Here is a 24,952-nt window from a genome sequence, read left to right as displayed (position 1 = left end):
TTCAGTGGCTTTTGGTCAGCTCAAGGAACACATCTTCCAGATCCGCCTCTTCGATCCGCAGGTCGCGGATCTGGATGCCGGCGCTGCGGGCGATGGCCAGAACCTGTTCGGCGCTGGTTTGTTTGGCGTGATATGACAGGGCCAATGCCCCGTCGGGGCGCATTTGGGCGCTGACTTCGGCCGCATCCGGCAGGGTGGCGATGGGCGATTCGGGGTGGATGACCATCGTCTTGGCATCCATCTGACCCATCAGGTTGACCTTGCTGTCACGCGCGACCACCTCACCCTGATTGATGATGGCGATCTCATCACACATTTCTTCAGCCTCTTCGAGGTAGTGGGTGGTGAGGATGATCGTCATGCCCTGTTCGTTCAGTTTGCGCACATTGGTCCACAGCATCTGGCGCAACTCGATATCAACCCCGGCGGTGGGTTCATCCAGCACCAGCACATGCGGCGCATGCACCAAGGCCTTGCCCAACAGCAGGCGCCGCTTCATCCCGCCAGACAGGGTGCGCGCATAGGCTTCGGCTTTGTCTTCCAGGCCGATCAGACGCAGGATTTCATCGCTGCGGCGTTCCGACTTTGGCACACCGTAAAGACCCGCCTGCACCTCCAGCGCGCCGCGCGGGCTGAAAAACGGATCCATGTTGAGTTCCTGCGGCATCACCCCGATGGAGGCCCGCGACTGCCGTGGGTTCACATCCTGATCAAAGCCCCAGATGTTCACCTGCCCTGAAGTTTTGGTGACCAGACCCGCCAGAATGTTGATAAGCGTCGATTTGCCGGCGCCATTTGGGCCCAGCAGCCCGAACACAGATCCACGCGGGATATCAAGATCGATGCCTTTCAGCGCGTGTTTTTCGGGTTCACCTTTGCCGCCGCGATAGGTCTTTTTTAGACCCCGGATCTCGATTGCGTTTTCAATCGCCGTTCCATTCGCATTGTCGGTCATGGCCACTCTTGCCCCTGCTGGTGTGATCGCTCATAACAGCACCTAGTAGTTTTGTAGCCAAAAGGAAACGTCCCAGATGACGACCCAAGCGCCAGAGACCAAGATTGTCGAGACATCCAAGATCGCCTGTGATGGTGGCGAAGGGGCATTGGGTCATCCGCGCGTCTGGCTGCAAATCCCGGCCGAAGATGGTTTTGTTGAATGCCCTTACTGCGATGCGAAATACATCCTGAAGGGCTCCAAGGCTGATCAGGCTTAACAGGGTGGGGCGCTGGGTCTGATGGCGCTCCTGTCCCGGTTGGGCAAGCTTTTCTTGGGTCTGCTGGCCGCGCTCTCGGCGCTGATGATGATCTATCTGGCCGGCGCCCTGCTGGGCGGTGTGATTGCAGGTGATCACGCGGATCTGCCGGATGGCGATGCGGTGACCATCGGGCTGGTCGCAGGCCCGATCCACAATGATTTCCTATTGCCGCTAGATGCGGAAACCCGTGACCAGTTTGCGGTGCTGAGCCTGAGCGACGTGCCGATTTCCCATCCCCAAGCTGCATGGCTGATGGTCGGGTGGGGCGCGCGCGAATTTTACACCACTGTTGGGGATTACAGCGATGTCTCCTGGACGGCGGCGCGCCGGGCTATTTTTGGTGATCACTCCGTGCTGCGGGTGGACGTCTATGGCGCGCTTGGGGATCCGGATGTGGTGACCTGGCTGCAATTGAGCCCCGCGCAATATCGCGCGCTGCGGCACGGGATCCGCCAAAGTTTCGGCGAAACGCCTCAAGAGGTGCCGGTGCAAACTGGATCGCAAGGAAAGTTCTTTTTGGCCGAGGGGCGCTTTAACCTGCTGCGCACCTGCAATGCCTGGGTTGGCGCGCAGCTGCGCAATGCAGGTGTGGCCTTTGGGCGATGGACGCCAATCCCCACCTCGGTCACCCTGTCGCTGTGGCGGTTCCATTCTGGCGGAAATTGATCGCCTGCGCCCTAGGCTCAGGACCCACTAATGTTCCGGCACCGGTTTGGCAGATTTTCGAACTGACAAGGAACATGACCGCAGGAATAGTGATCTATTTCAAGGCCATGTGACGCCGCTTAGTTCGAAAAACCGCCAAATCGCAGACGTCAAAATCGCTGCATCTCAACGGCGTGAGGCGCTTGAAAAGAGAACCACTCTTTCCGGCGCACCTCAAATCATTGATATTTTGCGATTTTGACGCCGGTGCGGAAAATTAGTGGGTCCTGAGCCTAGCCGTCGGGCGTGATCCGTGCGATCACAGGGGCTGGACATAACTAGAACACCCCCGATGTTCCCCCAAGCGCGGAGACCCTCATGAGCACCGAATTCGGCAAAGGCTGCCACCTGCATCTGATCGACGGCTCGGCCTTTATCTTCCGCGCCTATCACGCATTGCCGCCGTTGACCCGGAAATCGGATGGGTTGCCGATTGGCGCTGTTGCGGGGTTTTGTAACATGCTGCACCGCTATGTGGAGGGCAACACTGGCCCGGACGCACCGACCCATGTGGCGGTGATCTTTGATCACTCGGGCAAGTCATTCCGCAATGACATGTATGACCTCTACAAGGCCAATCGTCCGCCGGCGCCTGAGGATCTGCGCCCGCAGTTCCCGCTGACCCGTGACGCCACCCGTGCCTTCAATATCGCCTGCAAGGAAATTGAGGGGTTCGAGGCCGATGACATCATCGCCACCCTGGCCTGTCAGGCACGCGAAGCGGGCGGGCGTTGCACCATCATCTCCTCGGACAAGGACCTGATGCAGTTGGTGGGCGACGGTGTGGAAATGTTGGATGCGATGAAGAACAAGCGCATCGATCGTGACGGGGTGTTTGAAAAATTCGGCGTTGGCCCGGAACGGGTGGTCGACGTGCAGGCGCTGGCCGGGGACTCGGTCGATAACGTGCCCGGTGCGCCGGGGATCGGTATCAAAACCGCCGCGTTGCTGATCAATGAATTTGGCGATCTGGAAAGCCTGCTGGACCGTGCCGAAGAGATCAAACAGCCCAAACGCCGTCAGACCCTGATTGAAAAACGCGATCAGATTGAGCTGTCCAAACGGCTGGTGCAGCTGGACTGTGAGATGGAGCTGGATTTCACCCTGGATGACCTGGAGGTGAAAGATCCGGTGTCTGAGGAGTTGATGAATTTCCTCGCTGAGATGGAGTTCCGCACCCTCACCAAACGCATTGCCGAACAGCTGGGTGTTGAGGCGCCGGTGATCAACGACACCCCGCAGCAGGGTGCCAGTGCCGCGGGGGAGGTGGATGTGCCGGAAGATCTGCCCTTTGACCCCGAAGCCTACGCATGGGTCAAAGATGCTGAGGGTCTGCAGACCTGGATCGATGCGGCCTACAAACGCGGCTACGTCGCGGTGGACACGGAAACCACCGGTCTGGACGAAATGCGTGTGGATCTGGTGGGGATCTGCCTCAGTTCCGAGGCGGGGCAGGCCTGCTATGTGCCGCTGACCCATAAGGCCGGATCGGATGATCTGTTTGGGTCTGACCAGCTGGCGGAAGGTCAGATGGATCTGGAGCAGGCCCTGGCGATGCTGAAACCGATGTTGGAGGATGAAAGCATCCTGAAGATCGGCCAGAACATGAAATATGACGCCAAGATCTTCTCACGCTACGGGATTGAGGTGGGGCCGATTGATGACACCATGCTGCTCTCCTACGCGCTGCATGCGGGGATCCACGGCCATGGGATGGATGCGCTGTCCGAACGCTATCTGAATCATACGCCGATCCCGATCAAATCTCTGCTGGGCTCCGGCAAATCCGCCATCACCTTTGACCGGGTGCCAATTGAGGATGCGGTGAAATACGCCGCCGAAGATGCTGATATCACCCTGCGCCTGTGGCAGAAGCTGAAACCGCAGCTGCATCAGGAACAGGTGACCACGGTCTATGAAAAGCTGGAACGCCCGCTGGTGCATGTCCTCAAAGACATGGAAATGACCGGCATCAAGGTGGACCGCGATGTGCTCAGCCGGATGTCCAACAGCTTTGCGCAGAAAATGGCTGGCTATGAGGCCGAGCTCTATGAGTTGGCAGGCCATGAGTTCAACGTCCAGAGCCCCGCTCAGGTTGGCAAAATCCTGTTTGAAGAGATGGAGCTGGAAGGTGGCAAGAAAACCAAAACCGGCCAGTGGTCCACCCCTGCTGACGTATTGGAAGATCTGGCCAATGAACATACCTTCGCCCGCCGTGTGCTGGATTACCGTCAGCTGCAAAAACTGAAATCGACCTACACCGATGCGCTGCAGGATCACATCCACCCTGACACCGGTCGGGTTCATACCTCTTATCTGCAAAGCGGTGCCAGCACCGGCCGGATGGCCTCAAACGATCCGAACCTGCAGAACATTCCCGTGCGCAGCGAAGAGGGCCGCAAAATCCGCGAAGCCTTTGTTGCGGATGAGGGCAAGGTGCTGCTGTCGCTGGACTACAGCCAGATCGAACTGCGTATTTTGGCGGAAATGGCCGGCATTGATGCGCTGAAACAGGCGTTCAAGGATGGCCATGACATTCATGCCATGACCGCTTCGGAAATGTTTGATGTGCCGATGTCAGAAATGACGCCAGAAATCCGCCGACAGGCCAAGGCGATCAACTTTGGTGTGATCTATGGCATCTCGGCCTTTGGTCTGGCGCGGAATCTGCACATCCCGCGCGGGGACGCACAGGCGTTTATCACCCGCTACTTCGAACGCTTTCCCGGCATCCGAACCTATATGGATGACACCAAGGCCTTTGCGAAAGAGAACCTTTACGTCCAAACCCTCTTTGGCCGCAAAATCCACATGCCGGAGATCAACGCCAAAGGGCCGCGCGCTGGCTTTGCCCAGCGAGCTGCGATCAACGCACCGATCCAGGGCACCGCGGCTGATGTGATCCGCCGCGCGATGATCCGTATGCCCGACGCGATCAAAGATCTGCCCGCCAAGATGCTGCTGCAGGTCCACGATGAATTGATCTTTGAGGTGGCAGAGGATGCTGCGGATCAGGTGATCGCAGTGGCCCGTGAGGTGATGGAAGGTGCCGCAGCGCCGGCCCTGCATATGTCAGTGCCGCTGGTTGTGGATGCAGGCCGTGGCGCCAATTGGGCGGAGGCGCATTAAGCGCCCCTGCCGATCTGGCTGATGGGATCAGGGTGCCATCGATCCTTGGCATTGATGGCTCAGCCCCGGGGGGCTGAACCTCATCGGTTTACGCTTTCTTGTTAAGGTCAGCAAATGTCTGACCGGCTGCATCCATGTCACGCAGCAGTTGTGGCACCTGCCAGTAACGGGCATCTTCTACGGCATAGCCTTCGATCCGCTTGATCAGTGCCTTGGTGCCGATCTGATCCGCCTGATGCAGCGGCCCGCCCCGGAACCGGGGGAAGCCATAGCCAAACAGGAAGACCATATCGACGTCCACCGGACGTTTTGCGGTGCCATCTTCGATCACGCGGATCGATTCCACGATCATCGCGGTCAGGTAACGATCCACAATCTCCTCGGCCGAGAAGTCCTGCGGCGTGATGCCCAATTCGCTGCGCAGATCCTCAATGATCTTGATCGCCTCAGGGTTCACCTTGGGATGCTTGTCCTCATAGGTGTAATATCCCGATCCGGTTTTGCGGCCAAACCAGCCCTGTTCGCAGATGCGATCCGCATGTGGGGTGGCGTAGCGGTCTGCGGGGTCGCGCTGGTCCGCAGTGCGTTTGCGGTTGGCCCAGCCGATGTCCAGCCCCGCCAGATCGCCAACCTTGTGGGGGCCCATGGCCAGGCCGAAACCTTCCAGCGCCTGATCCACCTCAGCCGGTGATGCGCCGTCCAGCACCAGATAGCCCACGGCCTTGGCATAGTGGTTCATGATCCGGTTGCCGATGAAGCCATCGCAAACTTGCGCCAGCACGCCCACTTTCTTCAGCCGTTTGGCAAAGGCAAAGCCGGTGGCCAGAACCTCGGGCGCGGTTTCGGCACCTTGCACGATCTCCAGCAGGCGCATCACATGGGCCGGGCTGAAGAAGTGCAGCCCCAAAACATCGCCGGGCCGGCTGGTGCAGGCAGCAATTTCGTTGATGTCGAGGTAAGAGGTGTTGGAGGCAAGGATCGCCCCGTCCTTGCAGATCGTGTCCAGCTTGCCAAAGATGTCGCGTTTGACGTCCATGCTTTCAAACACGGCTTCAATCACCAGATCCACGTCGGCCAGATCCTCCATCGCCAATGACGGCTCCAGCGCAGCCAGTGCGGCGGCTTTCTTGGCCTGGGTCAGCTTGCCACGTTTGACGGCGCCCTCAAGGTTCTTGGTGATCGTGGCGACCCCGCGATCCAGCCCGTCTTGTGCCACCTCAATCAGGCGCACCGGCAGCCCGGCCAGCAGGCAGGCGGTTGCGATCCCCGATCCCATGGTGCCGCCACCGATGATGCCAACTTTGGCGATATCGCGGGCGTCCCCCTTGGCCTCAGGTATGTTCGAAACGGCGCGTTCCCCAAAAAAGGCGTGGATCAGGCCGCCGCGCTGTGGGGTTTGCATCGCGTCCATAAAGGCGGCGCGTTCAACTTTTAGACCCTCAGCCAGTGGCAGGGTTGAGGCCGCGACTGCCTCAACGATTTTGTGTGGGGAGAAGAGGTGCGGTTGCTTCATGCGCAGCTTATTGGCGGTCTCTTCCAGCAGGGTTTCATCGGCCGCAACCTGCAGTGACCCGGTCGGGCGGGTCGCCAGCGTGCCGTCGATGACTTCCTGCGCCATGGCCAGGGCAACATCGCGCGGATCACCCTCGACCAGACGGTCGATGGCACCGGCCTCAAGGGCTGCTTCCGCGCTGACCGGTTTGCCGCTGAGCGCCATATCAAGGGTGAAACCCATGCCAGCCAGACGCGGCAGGCGCTGGGTGCCCCCGGCGCCGGGCAACAGGCCCAGGTTGACCTCTGGCAGGCCAACCTTCAGCCCTTTGAGGCCGATACGGGCATGGGTCGACAGCGCCAGTTCGAACCCGCCGCCCAATGCGGTGCCGTGCAGGATCGAAATCACCGGGATTGCACTGGCTTCAATCGCGTTGAACACATCGGGCAGATAGGGTTCCAGCGGCGGCTTGCCGAATTCCTTGATGTCGGCGCCCGCCACAAAGGTGCGGCCCGCCGCATAGATGGCAATCACCTTGGCGTCCGCTGCACTGTTCAACTGCGTCACCGCATCCAACAGCCCCTGGCGCACCAGCTGGCCTGAGGCGTTGACGGGCGGGTTGTCGATGCAGATCAGGGCGATGTCACCCAGCTGTTCGATGGAAATATTGGCGTTGACGGCGGAAGAGGTGGTCATGTCAGCGGCCCCGGCTGTTGGAAAGTGGGAAAACCGACCCGAAGGCCGGTTTTGATTTGCCGCTAAGCTAGTGCCCGAAAAGGATCACGTCAACGTTGCGAAATCTTATTCCGCAATGCGAAATTCAAATCCATTTGGGTGATTCCGACCGTTACGAAATGATCTCGAACTTGTTCACATCCACCAGCCCGCGATCGGTGATTTTGAGGTTGGGAATGACCGGCAATGCGAGGAACGCCAGCTGCAGGAACGGCTCTTCCAATGTCACCCCCAGATCCCGCGCAGCGGCACGCAGATCGACCAGTTGGTCATGCACCACCTCATGGCTTTCAAGGCTCATCAGCCCGGCAACGGGCAGCGGTAGTTCGGCCAAAACCTTGCCACCTTCGACGACCACAAATCCGCCCTCAATCTCCCCCAAACGGTTGGCGGCCAGTGCCATGTCATCGTAATCGGCGCCAACAACCGCGATGTTGTGATGGTCGTGACAGACCGTGGAAGCAATCGCCCCACGCTTCAGTTTGAACCCGCGCACAAAGCCGGTGGCCATATTGCCGTTTTTGCCATGCCGTTCGATCACGGCGATCTTGATCAGATCGCGGCTGAGGTCAGGGCGTTTGTCACCATCTTCAATCACCATGACTTCGTTCAGATGTTCGGTGATGATCTTGCCTTCCAGAATGCCGATCACATCGGTGTCTTCGCGGTTGCCGGCAGTGCGGAAATGCTGCGGCCCGACCTTGGGCGCGTTGACCGAGTGGCGGCCGACGGGATCAATCAGCTCACGGGCTGCAAAGGCGGCATCGTCAACCCAGACCCCGCCGCAGATCACATCCGCCACATCGCAGGTCTCAAGATCATTCAGGATCACGATGTCAGCACGTTTGCCCGGGCTGATCTGGCCACGATCCTTCAGGCCAAAGGCCTCGGCCGCCGAAATGCTGGCCGCGCGGTATACGGCCAATGGGGAAACCCCCAGCCCAATCAACGTGCGGATCATGTAATCCAGATGCCCCTGTTCCGCGATGTCCAGCGGATTGCGGTCATCGGTGCACAGGCACAGATAGGGCGAGGTCACATCGGTCAGGATTGGCGCCAGCGCATGCAAGTCTTTGGAAACCGAACCTTCGCGGATCAGAACCCGCATGCCTTTACGCAGTTTTTCCATCGCCTCTTCGGCCGTGGTTGCTTCATGTTCTGTGCGGATGCCGGCGGCGATATAGCCGTTCAGATCCTTGCCAGACAGCAACGGGCAATGGCCGTCGATATGCTGATCCTCAAACAGGTCCAGCTTTTTCATCACCTCCGGGTCCTGAAACAACACGCCGGGGAAGTTCATGAATTCTGCCAGACCGATGCCGCTGGGATGCCCCATCAGCGGTTTAAGATCCTCAGCCAGAATGGTCGCCCCTGCAGTTTCCATATCGGTTGAGGGCACGCAGGAGGACAGTTGCACCTTGATATCCATCAGGGTGTTGCCGGCCGCCTGCTGGAAGTAGCGAATGCCTGCCGGGCCGATCACATTGGCAAACTCATGCGGATCACAGATCGCGGTGGTCACCCCATGCGGTAGCACACAGCGGTCAAATTCGAACGGCGTCACAAGGGAGCTTTCGATGTGCAGATGGGTGTCGATGAAGCCCGGCACCAGCACCTTGCCGCTGACGTCCACCTCACGCGTGCCCTCATAGCTCTCGCAGATGCCCACCACCCGGTCGCCACAAATTGCCACATCGCCCTGCAGCATTTGGCCGGTCATCAGGTCAAAGATCTGGCCGCCCTTCAGCACCAGATCCGCCTTTCCCTGCCCGCGCCCCTGTGCGATCCGCTGTGCCAAATGCCCTGTGCTGCTGCTCATGTGCTGCGCTCCTTCCTCAAAACAATGGCGCAGCATGCCATGGCGCCGGGGCCAGCGGTAGGGCAAACCTGCGTCATTTCTATTTCGCCTTCCCCTCCTTCGCGCGCGCTTCTATGGTGGCCCTCCCAAAGACTGAGAGGACCAAAAATGGCGCTCGACACTGCCCCACGTATCACCCAGATCATCGCCAAAGAAATCGGCGCTGCGGCCAGTCAGGTCGGCGCTGCTGTGACACTTCTGGATGAGGGCGCCACCGTGCCGTTTGTGGCCCGTTACCGGAAAGAGGCGACAGGCGGTCTGGATGACAGCCAGCTGCGTACCCTGTCTGAACGGCTGGTCTATCTGCGTGAGTTGGAACAGCGCCGCGCCGCCATCGTTGAATCGATCAAATCGCAGGACAAGCTGACGGATGAGTTGGCGAAATCTATCGCCACGGCGGAAACCAAGGCCCAGCTGGAAGACCTGTATCTGCCCTATAAACCCAAGCGCCGCACCAAAGCGATGATCGCGCGGGAAAACGGGTTGGAGCCGTTGCTGGATGCTATTCTGGCCGACCGTCACGCCGATCCTGAGGCACTGGCCAACGGCTACCTGTCTGAGGCTGTTGCGGATACCAAAACGGCCCTCAACGGCGCCCGGGATATTGTTGCAGAACGGCTGACCGAAAACGCTGATCTGATTGGCCGGCTGCGCGGCTTCATGCAAGGCAATGCGCTGATCAAGGCCAAGGTGATCGAAGGGCAGGAGGCCAAGGGCGCCAAGTTCTCGGATTATTTCGATCATCAGGAGGCATGGAAAGATGCGCCCAGCCATCGTGCCCTTGCAATGATGCGGGCCAGCAATGAGGGCATCCTGAGCGTCGATATCGCCCCGGCTGAAGAAGACGCCGATCGCGCCCCCGATATGGTCGCGGCGGCACTGGATGTCAGCGGCACGGGCGCCGGGGATCAATGGCTGCGCAAGGCGGCCAGCTGGACCTGGCGGGTGAAACTGTCGCTCTCGATGATGTTGGATCTGATGGCGGATCTACGCAAACGTGCGCAGGATGAGGCGATCAAGGTTTTTGCCCGTAATCTCAAAGATCTGCTACTGGCCGCGCCGGCAGGGGCCAAAGCCACCCTTGGCCTTGATCCGGGCATTCGCACCGGCTGCAAGGTGGCGGTGGTGGATGCCACCGGCAAGGTGCTGGCGACCGATACGATCTACCCGTTCCAGCCGAAAAACGATCTGCGCGGCTCGCAGGTCACCCTGGCCAAGCTGATCAAGCAGCACGGCGTGGAGCTGATCGCCATCGGCAATGGCACCGCCAGCCGTGAAAGTGAAAAGATGGTCGCCGACCTGCTGCGGGAACTGCCGGGCAGCAAACCCACCAAGGTTGTGGTGTCCGAGGCGGGGGCCTCGGTCTATTCCGCCTCGGAACTGGCGGCGCGTGAATTCCCTGATCTGGATGTCAGCCTGCGCGGCGCCGTGTCGATTGCCCGGCGTCTGCAGGACCCGCTGGCCGAATTGGTGAAGATTGAGCCGAAGTCGATCGGCGTTGGCCAGTACCAGCACGATGTCGATCAATTCCAACTGGCCCGTTCCTTGGATGCGGTGGTGGAGGATGCGGTGAACGCGGTGGGCGTTGACCTCAACATGGCCTCCGCACCATTGTTGGCGCGGGTCTCGGGCCTGGGCGAGAGCCTGGCTGAGGCCATCGTCAGCCATCGCAACATCAACGGCGCCTTCAAAACCCGCAAAGAGCTGCTGGATGTCGCCCGTCTGGGTCCGCGCGCCTTTGAACAATGCGCCGGCTTCCTGCGCATCGCCGAGGGGGATGAGCCGCTTGATGCCTCCTCGGTCCACCCAGAAGCCTATGGCGTGGCGCGCAAAATCGTGGCCGCCTGTGGCCGCGATCTGCGCCAGTTGATGGGGGATGAGGCGCAGCTGCGCCGGGTGCGGGCTGAGGATTTTGTTGACGATACTTTCGGCCTGCCCACGGTGCGCGACATCCTGTCGGAACTGGAAAAACCGGGCCGCGACCCGCGTCCGGATTTTAAAACCGCCAGCTTTGCAGATGGTATTGATGACATCAAGGACCTGAAGCCCGGCATGTCACTGGAAGGCACCGTGACCAACGTTGCGGCCTTCGGCGCCTTTGTGGATATCGGTGTGCATCAGGATGGTCTGGTTCACGTCAGCCAATTGGCCGACCGCTTTGTCAAAGACCCGCATGAGGTGGTCAAGGCGGGCGATGTGGTGAAGGTCCGTGTGACCGAGGTGGACGTGCCCCGCAACCGCATCGGCCTCAGCATGCGCAAAGATGGGGGCGCCGCCCCGGCTGCACGGGGCGGGCAGGGTGATCGGCCGGATCGTGGCCGTTCCGGCGGGCCCGGTGGATCCCGTGGTGGCCCGCGCGGTGGCAAGTTTTCCAGCAAGCCCCAGGGTAAGGGAAATGACACAGGTGCACTCGGTGCCGCATTGATGGATGCGATGAAAAAGCGCTAAAGCTTTCGCAGCACTTAGGAGCGAGATATGAAGATCGGCTATGTAAAAATCTCGGAACGGGGCGAAATGAACCGCCTGCTGGCTGGGCTTGCGGCCGATCTGGCGGCCGAGGGTGTGGCGCTGGCTGGTGCTGTGCAGCATGACATTGAATGCGCGCCTGAGGGCAAATGCGATATGGATCTGCAGATCCTGCCCGCAGGACCCGTGGTGCGCATTTCACAGAACCTTGGCAAGGATTCGCGCGGCTGCCGTCTGGACCCGGTGGCACTGGAACAGGCCGTTGGTCTGACCGAGGCACAGCTGAACGATGCGGCCCCCAAACTGGTGATCATCAATAAATTCGGCAAGCATGAGGCCGAGGGGCGCGGCTTCCGCTCCACCATCGCTTTGGCGCTGGAATTGGAGGTGCCGGTGCTTGTCGGGGTGAATGAAACGAACTTCGCCGCCTTTCAGGACTTCACCGGCGGTGCGGCGGAACAGGCAGGGGATTCGCCCGCCGCGTTGCGTGCCTGGCTAGCGACCTAAACCGCTTTCACTGTTTCCAAAATACTCTCGCCGAAGGCCACGCGACGCAGTCGCGTTTCAAAAAAGGCGACTGCACAAAAGAAAACCGGGCCCCCGCAAGGGCCCGGTCTTTGCGTTTCTCCTGAGGCGAGTTTTAGCCTTTGGAGAATTCCGGATAGGCTTCCATGCCCAGCTCTGCCATGTCGAGGCCGTTGATTTCGGTCTCTTCGTCGACGCGCAGGCCCATCACTGCTTTCAGCACGAACCAGACAGCTGCCGAAACAACCACGGTGAAGATGCCGACCACAACGATCGAGTAGAGCTGCGTGCCCAGCGAGGCGTCCGCGTTGGTGAAGACAACCGCGATGGTGCCCCAGATACCGGCGATCAGGTGAACCGGGATGGCGCCAACAACGTCGTCGATCTTCAGCTTGTCCAGGAACGGTACGGCGAAGACAACGATCACACCGCCCACGGCACCGATCAGGGTGGCTGCACCCAGCGACGGGGTCAGCGGCTCTGCGGTGATCGACACCAGACCAGCCAGTGCGCCGTTCAGAACCATGGTCAGGTCCGGCTTGTTGTACAGAACCTGGGTCAGGATCAGCGCGGCGATGGCGCCACCTGCAGCGGCCGTGTTGGTGTTGGCGAAGATGCGGCTTACGTCTGCAACGTCACCCACGGTGCCCATGGCCAGCTGCGAGCCGCCATTGAAGCCGAACCAACCCAGCCACAGGATGAAGGTACCCAGGGTCGCCAGCGTCAGGTTCGAGCCGGGGATCGGGATGGTTTTGCCGTTTTTGTATTTGCCGATACGCGGGCCGAGGATCAGCGCGCCGGTCAGAGCGGCCCAGCCACCTACCGAGTGCACAACGGTCGAGCCAGCAAAGTCCAGGAAGCCAGCCTGATCCAGGAAGCCGCCGCCCCATTTCCACGACGCCTGCAGCGGGTAGATGATGGCAGTCAGGATGATGGTGAAGATCAGGAAGGGCCACAGCTTGATACGTTCAGCCAGGGTGCCCGAAACGATCGAGGCGGTGGTGGCGCAGAACATCAGCTGGAAGAAGAAGTCCGAACCGGTGGAGGCATAGCCGTAATCGTCAGCGCCATCGCGGCCAACACCCACAGCTTCCAGAACGCCGGGGCCCCAGACGCCGGACAGGATGCCGTCAACCGACCATGTGCCCAGCGGGTACATCAGGTTGTAGCCGATCAGGTAGTAGAAGATCGCAGCCAGCGAGAAGAGCGCGATGTTCTTGGTCAGCTGCATGGTTACGTTTTTGCCACGGACCAGACCGGCCTCCAGCATGGCGAAACCTGCGGCCATCCAGAACACCAGGAAGCCGCCAACCAGGAACAGCAGCGAGTTCAGGATAAAAATGGTGTCGGTCGAGGCGTCGACGCCTGCAACCGGGGCGGCATCTTCGGCCAGGCCCAGGGTCGGCAGGAGCGCAACAGCGCTGGCCAGACCAAGTTTGGTAATACGGTTCATTTCCATTGTCCTTTCCCCGTCCACGCTTAGATCGCGTCGTCGTTGGTTTCGCCGGTACGCACGCGTACGGCCTGTGCCACGTCCAGCACAAAGATCTTGCCGTCACCGATTTTGCCGGTGCGGGCGGTGTTGGTGATGGTCTCGACGGCTTGGTCTGCCATCGCCGCGCTCACCACGATTTCCAGTTTGATCTTGGGTACGAAATTCACTGCGTATTCCGCGCCGCGATAGATTTCCGTATGACCCGACTGCGAGCCGAAGCCTTTGATTTCAGTGACCATCATGCCGCGCACGCCGATTTCGGTCAGTGCTTCACGGACCTCCTCCAGCTTGAACGGTTTGATCGTTGCAATAATCAGTTTCACCTTGTTCCCCTTAGTTCAGCCTGTCGAAAACGCGGGGCCGGTTGTTGGCGTTCGCTCACGCACTCACCCGTCTGCCAGACCCGCAGAATTACGGTCTCAACCAACATCACGGGGTGGGTTCAGGTGAAGGAAATGCTGCAGTTGCACAGGAATTCCGCAGCTGTGCTGTTTAAATTTTGTGCGTTATGTGAAATATGCACAAAAAATCATCAAGCAAAGAACTGCCAGAGCAGGAATCACCGTCTCTACAATTGGGGCGCGGGGCGGTATGCTGTGGCAAAACAGGTTGCACGGGCAGGGCAAGAGATGAGTGATTCAGGTCGCAAAAAGCCGCCATTGGTGGCCGAGCGTCGCTATGGGTCAAAACCGGCAGGCAAATCCGGTGGCAAAACCAAGGGAGCCGCGGCAGGGCGTAAACCGGCTGCGACCAAACGCGTTGCCAGTAAATCCACGGCCAAGCCCGCCGCGCGCAAAACACCCGCTCGTAAGAAAACCGCCCGCCGGAAACCGGCAAAACCCTCGCGCAATCCCATTGTGCGTTTTTTCCGGGCGATCTTTGGCTGGCTGTTCCGGCTGATCTGGGCCTTTACCTGGCGGATCACTGCGCTGGCGATGATCGTTGTCGGTCTGGCGGTCGGCTATGTCTATTCCACGCTGCCTGAGGTGACCGCGCTATTGGATGGGCGCGCCAATGGATCGGTGGTGATGACGGACCGCACCGGTGAGGTCTTTGCCTGGCGTGGTGATCAGTTTGGCGGCGTGGTGACCGCTGACAGCGTGTCACCGCATCTGAAAAACGCCGTTGTTGCGACCGAAGACAAACGGTTCTACCGCCATTTCGGGATTTCACCAAGGGGCGTGGCCAGCGCTGTGCGCATCAACCTGCGCGAAGGGCGCGGGCCGCTGTCGGGCCACGGCGGATCGACCATTACCCAGCAGACGGCCAAGCTGCTGTGTCTGGGCGTTGTCTATGATGACACACAATGGGACAGCGAAGCCGCTTATGAGGCAGACTGTCGCCGCGGGTCGCTCTGGCGCAAGGGCAAGGAAGCCATATACGCGCTGGCGATGGAGGTGAAATACACCAAGGATGAGATCCTCTCGATCTATCTGAACCGCGCCTACATGGGCGGTGGCGCCTATGGGTCCGAGGCGGCAGCGCAGCGCTATTTCGGCAAACCCGCCGCGGCGCTTTCCGCTGCCGAAGGCGCGATGATCGCCGGTCTGCTGACCGCGCCCTCGACGCTGGCGCCCACCAGCAACCTGACCCGCAGCCAAAACCGCGCCGGGGTGATCATCGGACTGATGGAGGATCAGGGTTACCTGTCCACCAAGGCCGCGCAGGAGGCACGGGACAACCCCGCCAAACTGTCACCGGCCGCTCAGGCACGGGCCGGGGGGTATTTTGCCGATTGGGTGATGTCGTCGGGGCCTGAGTTCTTCACCCGCAACTCAACCTCTGACGTTGTGATCCGCACCACATTGGATCAGCGCATTCAGGACGCCGCCGAAGAGGCGATGAACTACATCTTCTCAGAAAAAGTGCGCGAAGGCTCCAAAGCGCAGGCGGCCATTGTTGTCATGTCGGCAGACGGCGCGGTGCGTGCCATGGTAGGCGGCCGCAAAACCAAAGTGACCGGCGCCTTTAATCGGGCTGTGCAGGCCAAACGTCAGACCGGATCGGCCTTCAAACCCTTTGTATATGCCACCGCGTTGGAGCTGGGCTGGTCGGCCAATGATATCGTTGTGGATGAGCCGATCACCATCAACATCCCCGGATCATCCCCATGGAGCCCACAGAACTATGATCGCAAGTTCCACGGTCCCGTGACCCTGACCGAGGCGCTGCGCGTCTCATTGAACATCCCGGCGGTGAAGATCGCGCAGGATGCCGGGTTGGAAAACGTGCGCAAGGTGGCCAGCGACTTTGGCATTGAATCCGATCTGGCCGCTGGCCCGTCCCTGGCGCTAGGGGCGTCTGACACCAGCCTGTTGGAGGTGACGGGCGCCTATGCGGGGATCCTGAACGGTGGCAGCTCGGTTCGGCCCTACGGGTTGGTGGAGCTGAAGATGCAGGGCGATGATGAGGCGCTGATGACTTCTACCGGCGGGATCGGTGAGCGTGTGATCAGCGAAGATGCCGCGCGTGAACTGACATGGATGATGCATGTGGTCGCTTCTGAGGGCACCGGCCGTCGCGCCAATCTGCCTGACTGGCAGGTGGCCGGGAAAACCGGCACCTCGCAAAAAGCCAAAGATGCCTGGTTCATCGGCTTTACCGCTGATTACGTGGCGGGCGTCTGGATGGGCTATGATGACAACACCCCGCTGACCGGGGTGACTGGGTCCGGCCTGCCGGCTGAGATCTGGCACGAAACCATGCGCCGTGTGCATGAGGGGCTGACCCCGAAACCCCTGCCGATGCTGCGCGGTGGATCACCCGCCCGCCATGTGGCACCAGACCCGCAGCGGGATCGTGATACCCGAAATGGCATCGATGACCTGCTGCGCGGGATCTTTGGTGGCAACTAGGTGCAACGAAAAACGGGCGGGGAATTCCCCGCCCGTCGCATTAGAAGGAATGTGATCCTTAACCGGCCTTTTTCAGATCGGTGATCATCTGGTCAATGTTGCCTTTGCGACGATCCAGCATCGCGCCAATTTCTTCGCGTTCGGTCAGCAGCATGTTGATGCCTTCAATGTACAGGTTGAAGAACAAGTCTTTGCCGGTCCGGTCTGACACGTGGAAATCGACCTCAAAGGGGCTCTCGCCTTTCAGATAGGCAATGGTGCGCACCTGATAGAAGCTTTTCACCTTCTTCACGCTCTGCACTTCCAGACGGCCGCCAATGAACTCACGGAAGCGTTTGCCGTATTTACGCGCCACATAGGCGGTGAAGGCGGTGGAGAAGGCTTTCTTCTGTGCGCCCGAGGCACGGCGACCATCCACACCCATCGCATAGGCCGCGATATAGGAGGTGTCACTGTAGCGTTTAAAGATGCGTTCAAAATCACCAATCATCGCCGTTTCGGACTTGCCGGATGCGATCACCTTGTTGATTTCCTGTACCAGCTTTTCCACCAGACCCTTTGCGGTTGCCTCATTCAGGGCAAAGGCCGCGGTGGGCAGGGCGGGCATCAGCGCGGTGGCGCTGGCGGTGGCGATAAAACTGCGGCGGCTGAAAAGCGGTGCCATTTAGAAACCCTCAGTATCAATCTCGGTAGGGTCGATATAGGAATCCTCATTCTCGATTCCCAGTTCGAAGCGGCGGTTTTGCAGGTAAAGAAGCTGTGTTTGACTATAGCTGTCGGTGCTTTCGTACAGCACCGAGTCCAGCGTATCACCATAACGGGCACGGCTGCCGACGCGATCTGCCACCTTCAAGCTGGTGCGCGGTGTCTTCTGATCGCTGTTCATCACGGTCGACAGCGGGTTCAGCACCGCATCCACCACCCGGCCTGTTGCATCGCGGGTGGTTGAGGGGCCAAGCACCGGCAGCTCAACATAAGCGCCTTCACCGCCACCCCAGGTGTGCAGCGTTTCGCCAAAGTCGGTGTCGTCGGCGGTGACGCCAAATTCGGCAGCCACGTCATAGATGCCGCCCAGTCCCACGGTCGAATTCACCACAAACCGGTAGAGCGCAACACCGGCGCCGCGCAGGTCGCCCTGCAGGGTGCGGTTGACCAGATTGCTGGGCTCGCCAAGGTTATCGCTGGCATTGCCCACCATGGTCTGCACCCCATCGGGCACCACCGCGTCATAGCCTTTGCTCACCGGGCGCAGCACGGCACGGTCCAGACCAACGTTGAACCGGTGTACGGCGCGGTTGGTCGGCTCATGCGGGTCATAGACGCCCGCATCAGACATGCCTGCGCCCTCAACAGAGGCGCAGCCTGCCAGCGCAATGGCGGTCGCGGTAAGGAGTGCGGGGGCGCGGAGGAAGCGGCTTTGGAGAGGAGAAATCACTGATCTGAACCGAGAGTTAACATTTTGACGTCTATCTAAATCAACCGTTAGGCTGGCCCAGCCCGTTATGCGGTTTGTCACATCGTGGCGGGTTGCTGTGGCAGATTTGAGACAGCGTGTTGCGTGCCCTAGTTTAGATAGGAACGGGAATTGCAAGAGCAACACCGGGGCAGTGCATATTCTGCCCTGTAGCATTTGATAAAGAGGCCGCATGCCGACCAGACCTTTGAATTCTCAACCCGGACGTGAGGAATTGCGCGCAGCGCGTCGCGAAAATCGCAGCCTTTTCTGGGCGGTAGCGCTGTTCAGCGTTTTTGTGAACCTGCTGATGCTGACCGGGCCCCTTTATATGTTGCAGGTCTATGACCGCGTGCTGGGCAGTCGATCTGAGGAGACCTTGTTGGGTCTGACGCTGCTGATTGCCTTCCTGTTTTTGATGATGGGCCTGTTGGATCTGGCACGGGGCCGGATCATGACGCGGGTCGGGGCGCGGTTTCAGGCACGGCTGGATCGCCGCGTGTTTGATGCGGTGATTCGCAAATCTGCGTCACGCCCGGATCAGCCGCCCTCATCCGGGTTGCGCGATCTGGAGGGTGTGCAGCGCTTCCTCAGCGCGCCGGCCTTCACGGCGTTGTTTGACGTGCCCTGGACGCCGCTGTTTCTGGCCGGCATTCTGATCTTCCATCCCTGGCTGGGGTATCTGGCCATCGGGGGCGGTGTGATTTTGGTGATGATCACCATTGCCAACCAGATCTTTTCCCGCCGTCCCTTGGCCGAGGCCAGCCGCGCCGTTGTCCTGTCTGAACAGATCGCCAGCCAATTGCAGAGCGAAGCCGAGTCGGTGCAATCCATGGGCATGCGCGACGCAACGTTTTATCGCTGGCAAAAGGCCCGCGATCGCGCTTTGCAAGAACAGCTCAACGCCTCCGACACCGGCAATGGGTTTTCGATCACCACCAAAACGTTTCGTCTGTTTCTGCAATCCGCCATGCTGGGCCTTGGCGCCTATCTGGTGCTGCAGGGGGAGCTGACGGCGGGCGCGATGATTGCGGGGTCGATCCTGATGGGACGGGCCTTGGCGCCGATTGAGTTGATCATCAACCAATGGGCCGTGGTGCAGCGGGCGACCAAAGGCTGGGACAGTCTGGCCACCCTGCTGAGCGAAGTGCCCGCCGAAGGGCAGCGCACCCCGCTGCCGACCCCAGCGGCCAAGCTGAGCGTGCAGGGGCTGACCCTTGTGCCCCCCGGCGAAGCACAGGCAACGCTGCGCATGGTCACCTTCAAGCTGGAACCGGGCCAGGCCTGCGGCGTGATTGGCCCGTCAGGGGCAGGCAAATCCTCACTCGCGCGGGCGCTGACCGGGCTGTGGCGGCCTGCGGGCGGTAAGATCCGATTGGACGGGGCAACGCTGGATCAATATGATCCTTCGGTGCTGGGCCAGCTGATCGGCTACCTGCCGCAGCGGATTGAGTTGTTTGATGGATCCATCGCGGAAAACATTGCCCGCCTCTCCCCGGACCCTGATCCTGCCAAAATCGTTGAGGCCGCGCGCCGTGCTGACGCCCATGAGATGATCCTGAAGCTGCCTGATGGCTACGACACCCAGGTGCGGGCCGCGGGTGGGCGCCTGTCGGGTGGTCAGATCCAACGGATCGGGCTGGCCCGGGCCATGTATATGGATCCGGTGATTCTGGTTCTGGATGAGCCAAACTCAAACCTTGACAACGAAGGGTCAGAGGCACTGAACCGCGCAATCCGGGCCCAGAAAGAGGCGGGCAAAGCCGTTTTGATCATGGCCCACCGCCCGGCCGCAATTAAGGAATGTGACACCATTTTGATGTTGGAAAATGGGGCAATGCGGGCCTTTGGTCCCAAGGATGAAGTGTTGCGCAGCGTGGTGCAGAACCACCAGCAGATCCAACGCAGCGCCGGCGCCGGAGGTGTGCAATGAGTAAGTATTCCCCCCGTGGCCCGCTGTTGATCGGCGGCATCTCTCTGGCGTTGCTGCTGGGTGGGTTTGGGGCCTGGGCCACCATGACCCAGATCGCAGGCGCAATTGTCACCACCGGCCAGATTGAGGTCGATCAGAACCGGCAGGTGGTGCAGCACCCCGACGGCGGTGTGATTGCAGAACTGCTGGTGGATGAGGGCGACTTTGTCGAACAGGATCAACTGGTGGTCCGTCTGGACCCGACCGAACTGGCCTCACAGCTGGCGATCACCGAAGGGCAGCTGTTTGAAATCATGGCCCGGCGTGGGCGGCTGCAGGCCGAACAGGATGGCCAAAGCGAGGTGCGCTTTGACGCTGAATTGCTGAGCGCTGCGACGGGCCAGCCCGAGGTGCAGGAAATGATCGACGGTCAGCTGCGCCTTTTGACCGCGCGGGATGCTTCAATCGCGCGCGAAACTGAGCAATTGGAAAAGCGGCAGGCGCAGATCCACAGTCAGGTTCAGGGCATCAATGCGCAGCAAGAGGCGTTGCGCCAGCAATTGGCCCTGATCAACGAAGAAATGGCCAATCAGCAAAGCCTGCTGGACCGGGGGCTGGCACAGGCTTCAAAGGTGCTGAGCCTGCAACGTGAACAGGCCCGGCTCAGCGGTCAGGTGGGGGAGCTGGCAGCGCAGGTGGCACAGTCTGAGGGCCGGATCACCGAGATTGATATCGAGATCCTGAAATTACAGAGCACCCGCCGTGAGGAGGCGGTGACCCAGCTTCGCGATTTGCAATACCGTGAACTGGAACTGGCTGAGACCCGGCGCGCGCTGCAACTGCAGCTGAGCCGGATGGACATCCGCGCACCGGTTTCTGGCATCGTGCACGCCTTGCAGTTCTACACCCCACGCTCCGTGGTGCGCCCGGCCGATCCGGTGCTCTATCTGGTGCCGCAGGACCGGCCACTGGTGATTGCGGCGCAGGTGCAGACAACAGACATCGATCAGGTCTACCCGGGCCAGTCGGTGATGCTGCGCTTCCCGGCGCTGGATCAGCGTACCACGCCGGAACTGCCCGGCACGGTGGCGCAGGTCTCGGCAGATGCGTTTACGGATGAAGCCAGCCGCGCCTCTTACTACCGGGCGGAAATATCCGTCTCGGCTGAGGCGCTTGCCGCCTTGCCAGAGGGCGTGACCCTGGTGCCGGGCATGCCGGTCGAAGCCTATATCAGAACCGCCGATCGCACACCTTTGGCCTATCTTGTCAAACCACTGTCAGATTACTTTGCGAAAGCCTTCCGCGAGGGCTGACGTGATTGTGCGCAAATGCGCCGTTCCACGCCTATGAAAACGTGTGCAGCTCCTGTAGCGTCGCGCGCGACTCATGTCTGGATGGGAGAAGTAATATGACCGGACACATTGAAACCCGCCTTGCCGAATTGGGCGTGACCCTGCCGGACGCCCCGGCCCCCGCTGCCAACTATGTGCCCTATGTTGTTGTGGGCGACATGGTCTATGTCTCTGGCCAGATTTCCAACGCGGATGGTGAGCTGATCAAAGGCCGTGTTGGCGATGACCTCAGCACTGCCGAAGGGGCCGCCGCGGCGAAAACCTGCGCGATCAGCCTGCTGGCACAGTGCAAGGCGGCTTGTGACGGTGACCTCGACCGGCTGGTGAAAGTTGTGAAGCTGGTGGGTTTTGTGAACTCCACCGCCGATTTCATCGAACAGCCCCAGGTCATCAATGGCGCGTCGGACTTCATGGTCGAAGCGCTGGGTGACAAGGGCCGTCACGCCCGCTCGGCCGTATCTGCCGCATCGCTGCCTCTGGGTGTGGCCGTCGAAATCGAAGCGATTTTCCAGATCAAATGATCCAGTTGTCCGAAGCCTTTTTAAAGGCGCCGATTGCACATCGTGGTTTGCATGATGTGTCTGCAGGCCTGCCTGAAAACTCGCGCGTGGCCTTTGAGGCCGCGATTGCTGCGGGCTATGGGATTGAGCTGGACCTGCAGCTGTCCAAGGACGGTGTGGCGATGGTGTTCCATGATTATGACATGGGGCGCCTGACCGGCCAGCAAGGGGCAGTGCAAACCCGCACTGCCGCTGAACTGCAAGAGATCACGCTGCTGGGCGGCGAGGAAACCATCCCAACCCTGACTGAGATTTTGGCGCTGGTGGCGGGCCGCGTGCCGTTGCTGATTGAGCTGAAAGATCAGGACGGGCTGATGGGCGCCAATATCGGCCGTCTGGAAAAAGCCACCGCCGAAGCCTTGGCTGGCTATGAGGGCGAAGTGGCGCTGATGTCCTTTAACCCGCATAGTGTGCGCGTGATGTCGGGCCTCTGCCCGGATCGGGCCCGTGGCCTGACCACCGCTGCCTTTGGCGCTGACAAATGGCCGCTGTTGCCTAAAGGCACCCGGGACCGTCTGGCCCGGATCCCGGATTATGAGGCAAACAAATGCAGCTTCATCAGCCATGAGGCCGATGATCTGGATGCGGACCGTGTGCAGGATCTGAAACGTCGCGGTGCGCAAATCCTGTGCTGGACGATCAAATCCCAAGCGGAAGAGACCGCAGCGCGGCAGGTGGCGCATAACGTCACCTTCGAAAGCTATCCGGCACAGATTCCCGCTTGAACAGACCTGCGCCCGCCCCAAATAGTGGACGGGCGCGAGGAACAGGGAAATGACGGAAAAGACAGTCGAAATTCAGGTGCATGGCAGTTTGGCGCAGATCCCTGCGGCCGAGTGGGATGCCTGCGCCTGCCCCGAAGCCGCGGCAGATGGCGGATCCGCGCGCCCCTTGGACCCGTTCACCACCCATCGGTTTCTGCTGGCCCTGGAACAAAGCGGATCTGTCGGGCCGGGCACGGGTTGGCAGCCCCAGTATCTGACCGCGCATCAGGACGGGCAGCTGATCGGATGCGCCCCGCTTTACGCCAAGTCCCACAGCCAGGGGGAGTATATTTTTGACCACTCCTGGGCTCATGCGTTTGAGAATGCGGGCGGGCGCTATTATCCCAAGCTGCAGCTGGCGGTGCCCTTTACCCCGGCCACGGGGCGGCGCTTTCTGACCCGACCCGGATTTGAGGTGGCAGGCACCTCAGCGCTGGTGCAGGGGGCGGTGCATCTGGCCGCGGAAAACGAACTCAGCTCGCTCCACGTAACCTTCTGCACCGAGGCCGAGGCGCTGGCAGGGGAACAGATGGGGCTGATGGCTCGCACCGGGCAGCAGTTCCATTGGGAAAACGCCGGCTACGCCAGTTTCGATGATTTTCTGGCCAGTCTCAGCAGCCGCAAACGCAAGATGATCCGCAAGGAACGCCGCACCGCCAATGCCTTTGGCGGTGAGATTGAGATGCTGAACGGCGATCAGATCCAAGCACATCATTGGGATGCTTTCTGGCGGTTTTATCAGGACACCGGCGCGCGCAAATGGGGCAGCCCCTATCTGACCCGCGCCTTCTTTGACATCGCGCAGCAAACGCTGCGTGACGACATGCTGCTGGTGCTGGCCAGCCGCGCGGGGCAGCCAGTGGCCGGTGCCTTGAACTTCATCGGCGCCCAAACGCTTTATGGTCGCTATTGGGGCTGCATCGAAGATCATGCCTGTCTGCATTTCGAAGCGTGCTATTATCGCGCTATGGATTTCGCCATTGATCAGGGTCTGGCCCGGGTTGAGGCGGGAGCGCAGGGCGAACATAAGCTGGCGCGGGGATATCTGCCGGTGACCACCCATTCGCTGCATTGGGTCGGGCATCCCGGATTTGCAGGCGCGGTTGCACAGTTTCTGCAGGCTGAACGGACCGCGGTGGAGGAGGAGATTGAAATCCTTACCGCCTATGGCCCGTTTCGAAAGGATCAAGGGGAGGAAAGAGAATGACCGAACTTCTGAGCGACACGGGCCGCAAAACCATGCTGGACCCATTGTGCAAGGCCGGCTGGCAGATTGAGGCGGATCGGGATGCGATTTCCAAGACCTACCAATTTGCCGATTTCACCGAAGCTTTCGCCTTTATGACCCGCGCGGCGCTTTGGGCGGAGAAATGGAACCATCATCCGGAATGGACAAACGTTTACAAAACAGTGCATGTGACCCTCACAACGCATGACGTCGGCGGCTTGAGCGCATTGGATGCCAAGCTGGCGCGAAAATTGGATCAATTGGTTACATGACCCTCACTGACATTCTGAATACCCAGATCTGGAATGGCCAAAGCCTTGCAGACCTGATGACGCTTAACGTTCTCACCTCTTTTGCCGGCTCATTGCTGGGCGCGGTGGTGATGCTGATCCTTGGTTTCATCGTCGCGGGCTGGGCCCGACGGCGGATTACCAAGCTGGGCCTCCAGTATGAGGCGTTGGATGACACGCTGTTCATCTTCATTGGCAACATCACCCGCTATGCCATCATCGGCTTTGCGCTGCTGTTCGTGCTGAACACATTTGGGATCAAGACCACCTCCATCGTGGCCGTCATCGGTGCCGCTGGTCTGGCCATCGGTCTGGCGCTGCAGGGCACGCTTTCCAACGTGGCAGCGGGTGTGATGATCATCGTCTTCCGCCCCATCAAACTGGGGGATTTCGTCACGGTGGGCGGCCAGAGCGGCACGGTCAAATCGATCTCACTGAACTATACCGAGCTGGCCAGCACCGACAACGTGCAGACCATCATCCCCAACGCCAATGTCTGGGGCAACACGATCACCAACTTCTCGATCTATGAAACCCGCCGGGCGGAATGGATCTTTGGCGTGGCCTATGACGCTGATCTGAAAAAAGCCGAAGAGGTCATTCGCAAAACCCTGCTGAGTGACCCACGCGCCATGCAGGATCCGGAACCCTTCCTGCAGGTGAACAATCTCGGCGATTTCTCGGTCGATTTTCTGGCGCGGGTCTGGGTCAAGTCGTCTGATTACTTTGCCTATCAGGCTGATATGAAACGGGCCGTGAAAGAGGCACTGGATGAGGCCGGGGTCGATATCCCCTTCCCGACGCAGACGCTTATTCAGCCAAGCTGATCATCAAACACCAAGGGGCGGCTCAACAGGCCGCCCCTTTTGCATCTGGT

Annotated in this window: 20 protein-coding genes; 13 read left to right on the top strand and 7 right to left on the bottom strand. The window is 60.1% G+C overall.

Going from position 1 to position 24,952, the window contains the following annotated elements; all coding sequences use genetic code 11:
- Position 1: 1 nt before the first annotated feature.
- Positions 2-955: an ABC transporter ATP-binding protein gene (locus TL5118_RS18860; RefSeq protein WP_058242274.1), complete on the bottom strand. Its 954-nt coding sequence runs from the start codon at positions 953-955 to the stop codon at positions 2-4.
- A 76-nt stretch (positions 956-1,031) separates the two neighbouring features.
- Here TL5118_RS18860 and TL5118_RS18855 point away from each other — a divergent pair, with 76 nt between their 5' ends.
- From TL5118_RS18855 to polA, 3 genes are all read left to right on the top strand, one after another.
- Complete coding sequence (locus TL5118_RS18855) at positions 1,032-1,214, top strand: zinc-finger domain-containing protein (protein ID WP_058242275.1); 183 nt, start codon at positions 1,032-1,034, stop codon at positions 1,212-1,214.
- 21 nt (positions 1,215-1,235) lie between these two features.
- Positions 1,236-1,922 (top strand): TIGR02117 family protein, encoded by a 687-nt coding sequence (locus tag TL5118_RS18850; RefSeq protein ID WP_058242276.1) that lies wholly within the window; start codon positions 1,236-1,238, stop codon positions 1,920-1,922.
- Positions 1,923-2,279: 357 nt separating this feature from the next.
- Positions 2,280-5,090, top strand: a complete 2,811-nt coding sequence (polA, locus tag TL5118_RS18845) for a DNA polymerase I (RefSeq protein ID WP_058242277.1) — start codon at positions 2,280-2,282, stop codon at positions 5,088-5,090.
- An 88-nt stretch (positions 5,091-5,178) separates the two neighbouring features.
- Here polA and TL5118_RS18840 read toward each other — a convergent pair whose 3' ends face one another.
- Positions 5,179-7,278, bottom strand: a complete 2,100-nt coding sequence (locus TL5118_RS18840) for a 3-hydroxyacyl-CoA dehydrogenase NAD-binding domain-containing protein (protein ID WP_058242278.1) — start codon at positions 7,276-7,278, stop codon at positions 5,179-5,181.
- A 151-nt stretch (positions 7,279-7,429) separates the two neighbouring features.
- Positions 7,430-9,136, bottom strand: a complete 1,707-nt coding sequence (gene ade, locus TL5118_RS18835) for an adenine deaminase (protein ID WP_058242279.1) — start codon at positions 9,134-9,136, stop codon at positions 7,430-7,432.
- 147 nt (positions 9,137-9,283) lie between these two features.
- Between ade and TL5118_RS18830 the strand changes: the two genes are divergently transcribed.
- Positions 9,284-11,623, top strand: coding sequence for a Tex family protein (locus tag TL5118_RS18830; RefSeq protein WP_058242280.1), 2,340 nt, complete (start codon positions 9,284-9,286; stop codon positions 11,621-11,623).
- A gap of 27 nt (positions 11,624-11,650) precedes the next feature.
- Positions 11,651-12,148 carry a DUF2478 domain-containing protein gene (locus TL5118_RS18825; RefSeq protein WP_058242281.1) on the top strand — a complete coding sequence of 166 codons (498 nt, stop codon included), beginning with the start codon at positions 11,651-11,653 and terminating at the stop codon, positions 12,146-12,148.
- 133 nt (positions 12,149-12,281) lie between these two features.
- On the opposite strand, the gene TL5118_RS18820 is transcribed toward TL5118_RS18825, so the two are convergent.
- Both TL5118_RS18820 and TL5118_RS18815 read right to left on the bottom strand, forming a co-directional pair.
- Positions 12,282-13,619 (bottom strand): ammonium transporter AmtB, encoded by a 1,338-nt coding sequence (locus TL5118_RS18820; RefSeq protein ID WP_058242282.1) that lies wholly within the window; start codon positions 13,617-13,619, stop codon positions 12,282-12,284.
- Positions 13,620-13,645: 26 nt separating this feature from the next.
- Complete coding sequence (locus TL5118_RS18815; RefSeq protein WP_058242283.1) at positions 13,646-13,984, bottom strand: P-II family nitrogen regulator; 339 nt, start codon at positions 13,982-13,984, stop codon at positions 13,646-13,648.
- 306 nt (positions 13,985-14,290) lie between these two features.
- On the opposite strand from TL5118_RS18815, the gene TL5118_RS18810 reads away from it, so the two are divergent.
- Positions 14,291-16,516, top strand: a complete 2,226-nt coding sequence (locus TL5118_RS18810) for a transglycosylase domain-containing protein (RefSeq protein WP_058242284.1) — start codon at positions 14,291-14,293, stop codon at positions 16,514-16,516.
- Between the two features lie 58 nt (positions 16,517-16,574).
- On the opposite strand, the gene TL5118_RS18805 is transcribed toward TL5118_RS18810, so the two are convergent.
- Positions 16,575-17,180, bottom strand: a complete 606-nt coding sequence (locus tag TL5118_RS18805; protein ID WP_058242285.1) for an MlaC/ttg2D family ABC transporter substrate-binding protein — start codon at positions 17,178-17,180, stop codon at positions 16,575-16,577.
- Positions 17,181-17,852 (bottom strand): MlaA family lipoprotein, encoded by a 672-nt coding sequence (locus tag TL5118_RS18800; RefSeq protein ID WP_106404246.1) that lies wholly within the window; start codon positions 17,850-17,852, stop codon positions 17,181-17,183.
- 310 nt (positions 17,853-18,162) lie between these two features.
- On the opposite strand from TL5118_RS18800, the gene TL5118_RS18795 reads away from it, so the two are divergent.
- The 7 genes from TL5118_RS18795 to TL5118_RS18765 all read left to right on the top strand — a co-directional run bounded on the left by TL5118_RS18795 (position 18,163) and on the right by TL5118_RS18765 (position 24,902).
- Positions 18,163-19,902, top strand: coding sequence for a type I secretion system permease/ATPase (locus TL5118_RS18795; RefSeq protein WP_058242287.1), 1,740 nt, complete (start codon positions 18,163-18,165; stop codon positions 19,900-19,902).
- Positions 19,899-21,194 carry an HlyD family type I secretion periplasmic adaptor subunit gene (locus tag TL5118_RS18790; protein ID WP_058242288.1) on the top strand — a complete coding sequence of 432 codons (1,296 nt, stop codon included), beginning with the start codon at positions 19,899-19,901 and terminating at the stop codon, positions 21,192-21,194. The genes TL5118_RS18795 and TL5118_RS18790 overlap by 4 nt, the downstream gene beginning before the upstream one ends.
- A gap of 95 nt (positions 21,195-21,289) precedes the next feature.
- On the top strand, positions 21,290-21,754 hold the full coding sequence (locus TL5118_RS18785) for a RidA family protein (RefSeq protein WP_058242289.1): 465 nt from the start codon (positions 21,290-21,292) through the stop codon (positions 21,752-21,754).
- Positions 21,751-22,518, top strand: a complete 768-nt coding sequence (locus TL5118_RS18780; RefSeq protein WP_058242290.1) for a glycerophosphodiester phosphodiesterase family protein — start codon at positions 21,751-21,753, stop codon at positions 22,516-22,518. The genes TL5118_RS18785 and TL5118_RS18780 overlap by 4 nt, the downstream gene beginning before the upstream one ends.
- Positions 22,519-22,567: 49 nt before the next feature.
- Complete coding sequence (locus tag TL5118_RS18775; protein ID WP_058242291.1) at positions 22,568-23,764, top strand: GNAT family N-acetyltransferase; 1,197 nt, start codon at positions 22,568-22,570, stop codon at positions 23,762-23,764.
- Positions 23,761-24,057, top strand: a complete 297-nt coding sequence (locus tag TL5118_RS18770) for a 4a-hydroxytetrahydrobiopterin dehydratase (RefSeq protein WP_058242292.1) — start codon at positions 23,761-23,763, stop codon at positions 24,055-24,057. The genes TL5118_RS18775 and TL5118_RS18770 overlap by 4 nt, the downstream gene beginning before the upstream one ends.
- Entirely contained in the window at positions 24,054-24,902 is an 849-nt protein-coding gene (locus tag TL5118_RS18765) for a mechanosensitive ion channel family protein (RefSeq protein WP_058242293.1), read from the top strand. Before TL5118_RS18770 ends, TL5118_RS18765 begins: the two co-directional genes overlap by 4 nt.
- Positions 24,903-24,952 lie beyond the last annotated feature (50 nt).

It is taken from the genome of Thalassovita autumnalis, assembly GCF_001458255.1.
Taxonomy (GTDB): domain Bacteria; phylum Pseudomonadota; class Alphaproteobacteria; order Rhodobacterales; family Rhodobacteraceae; genus Thalassobius; species Thalassobius autumnalis.
This window is presented reverse-complemented; position numbering and strand designations above follow the sequence as displayed.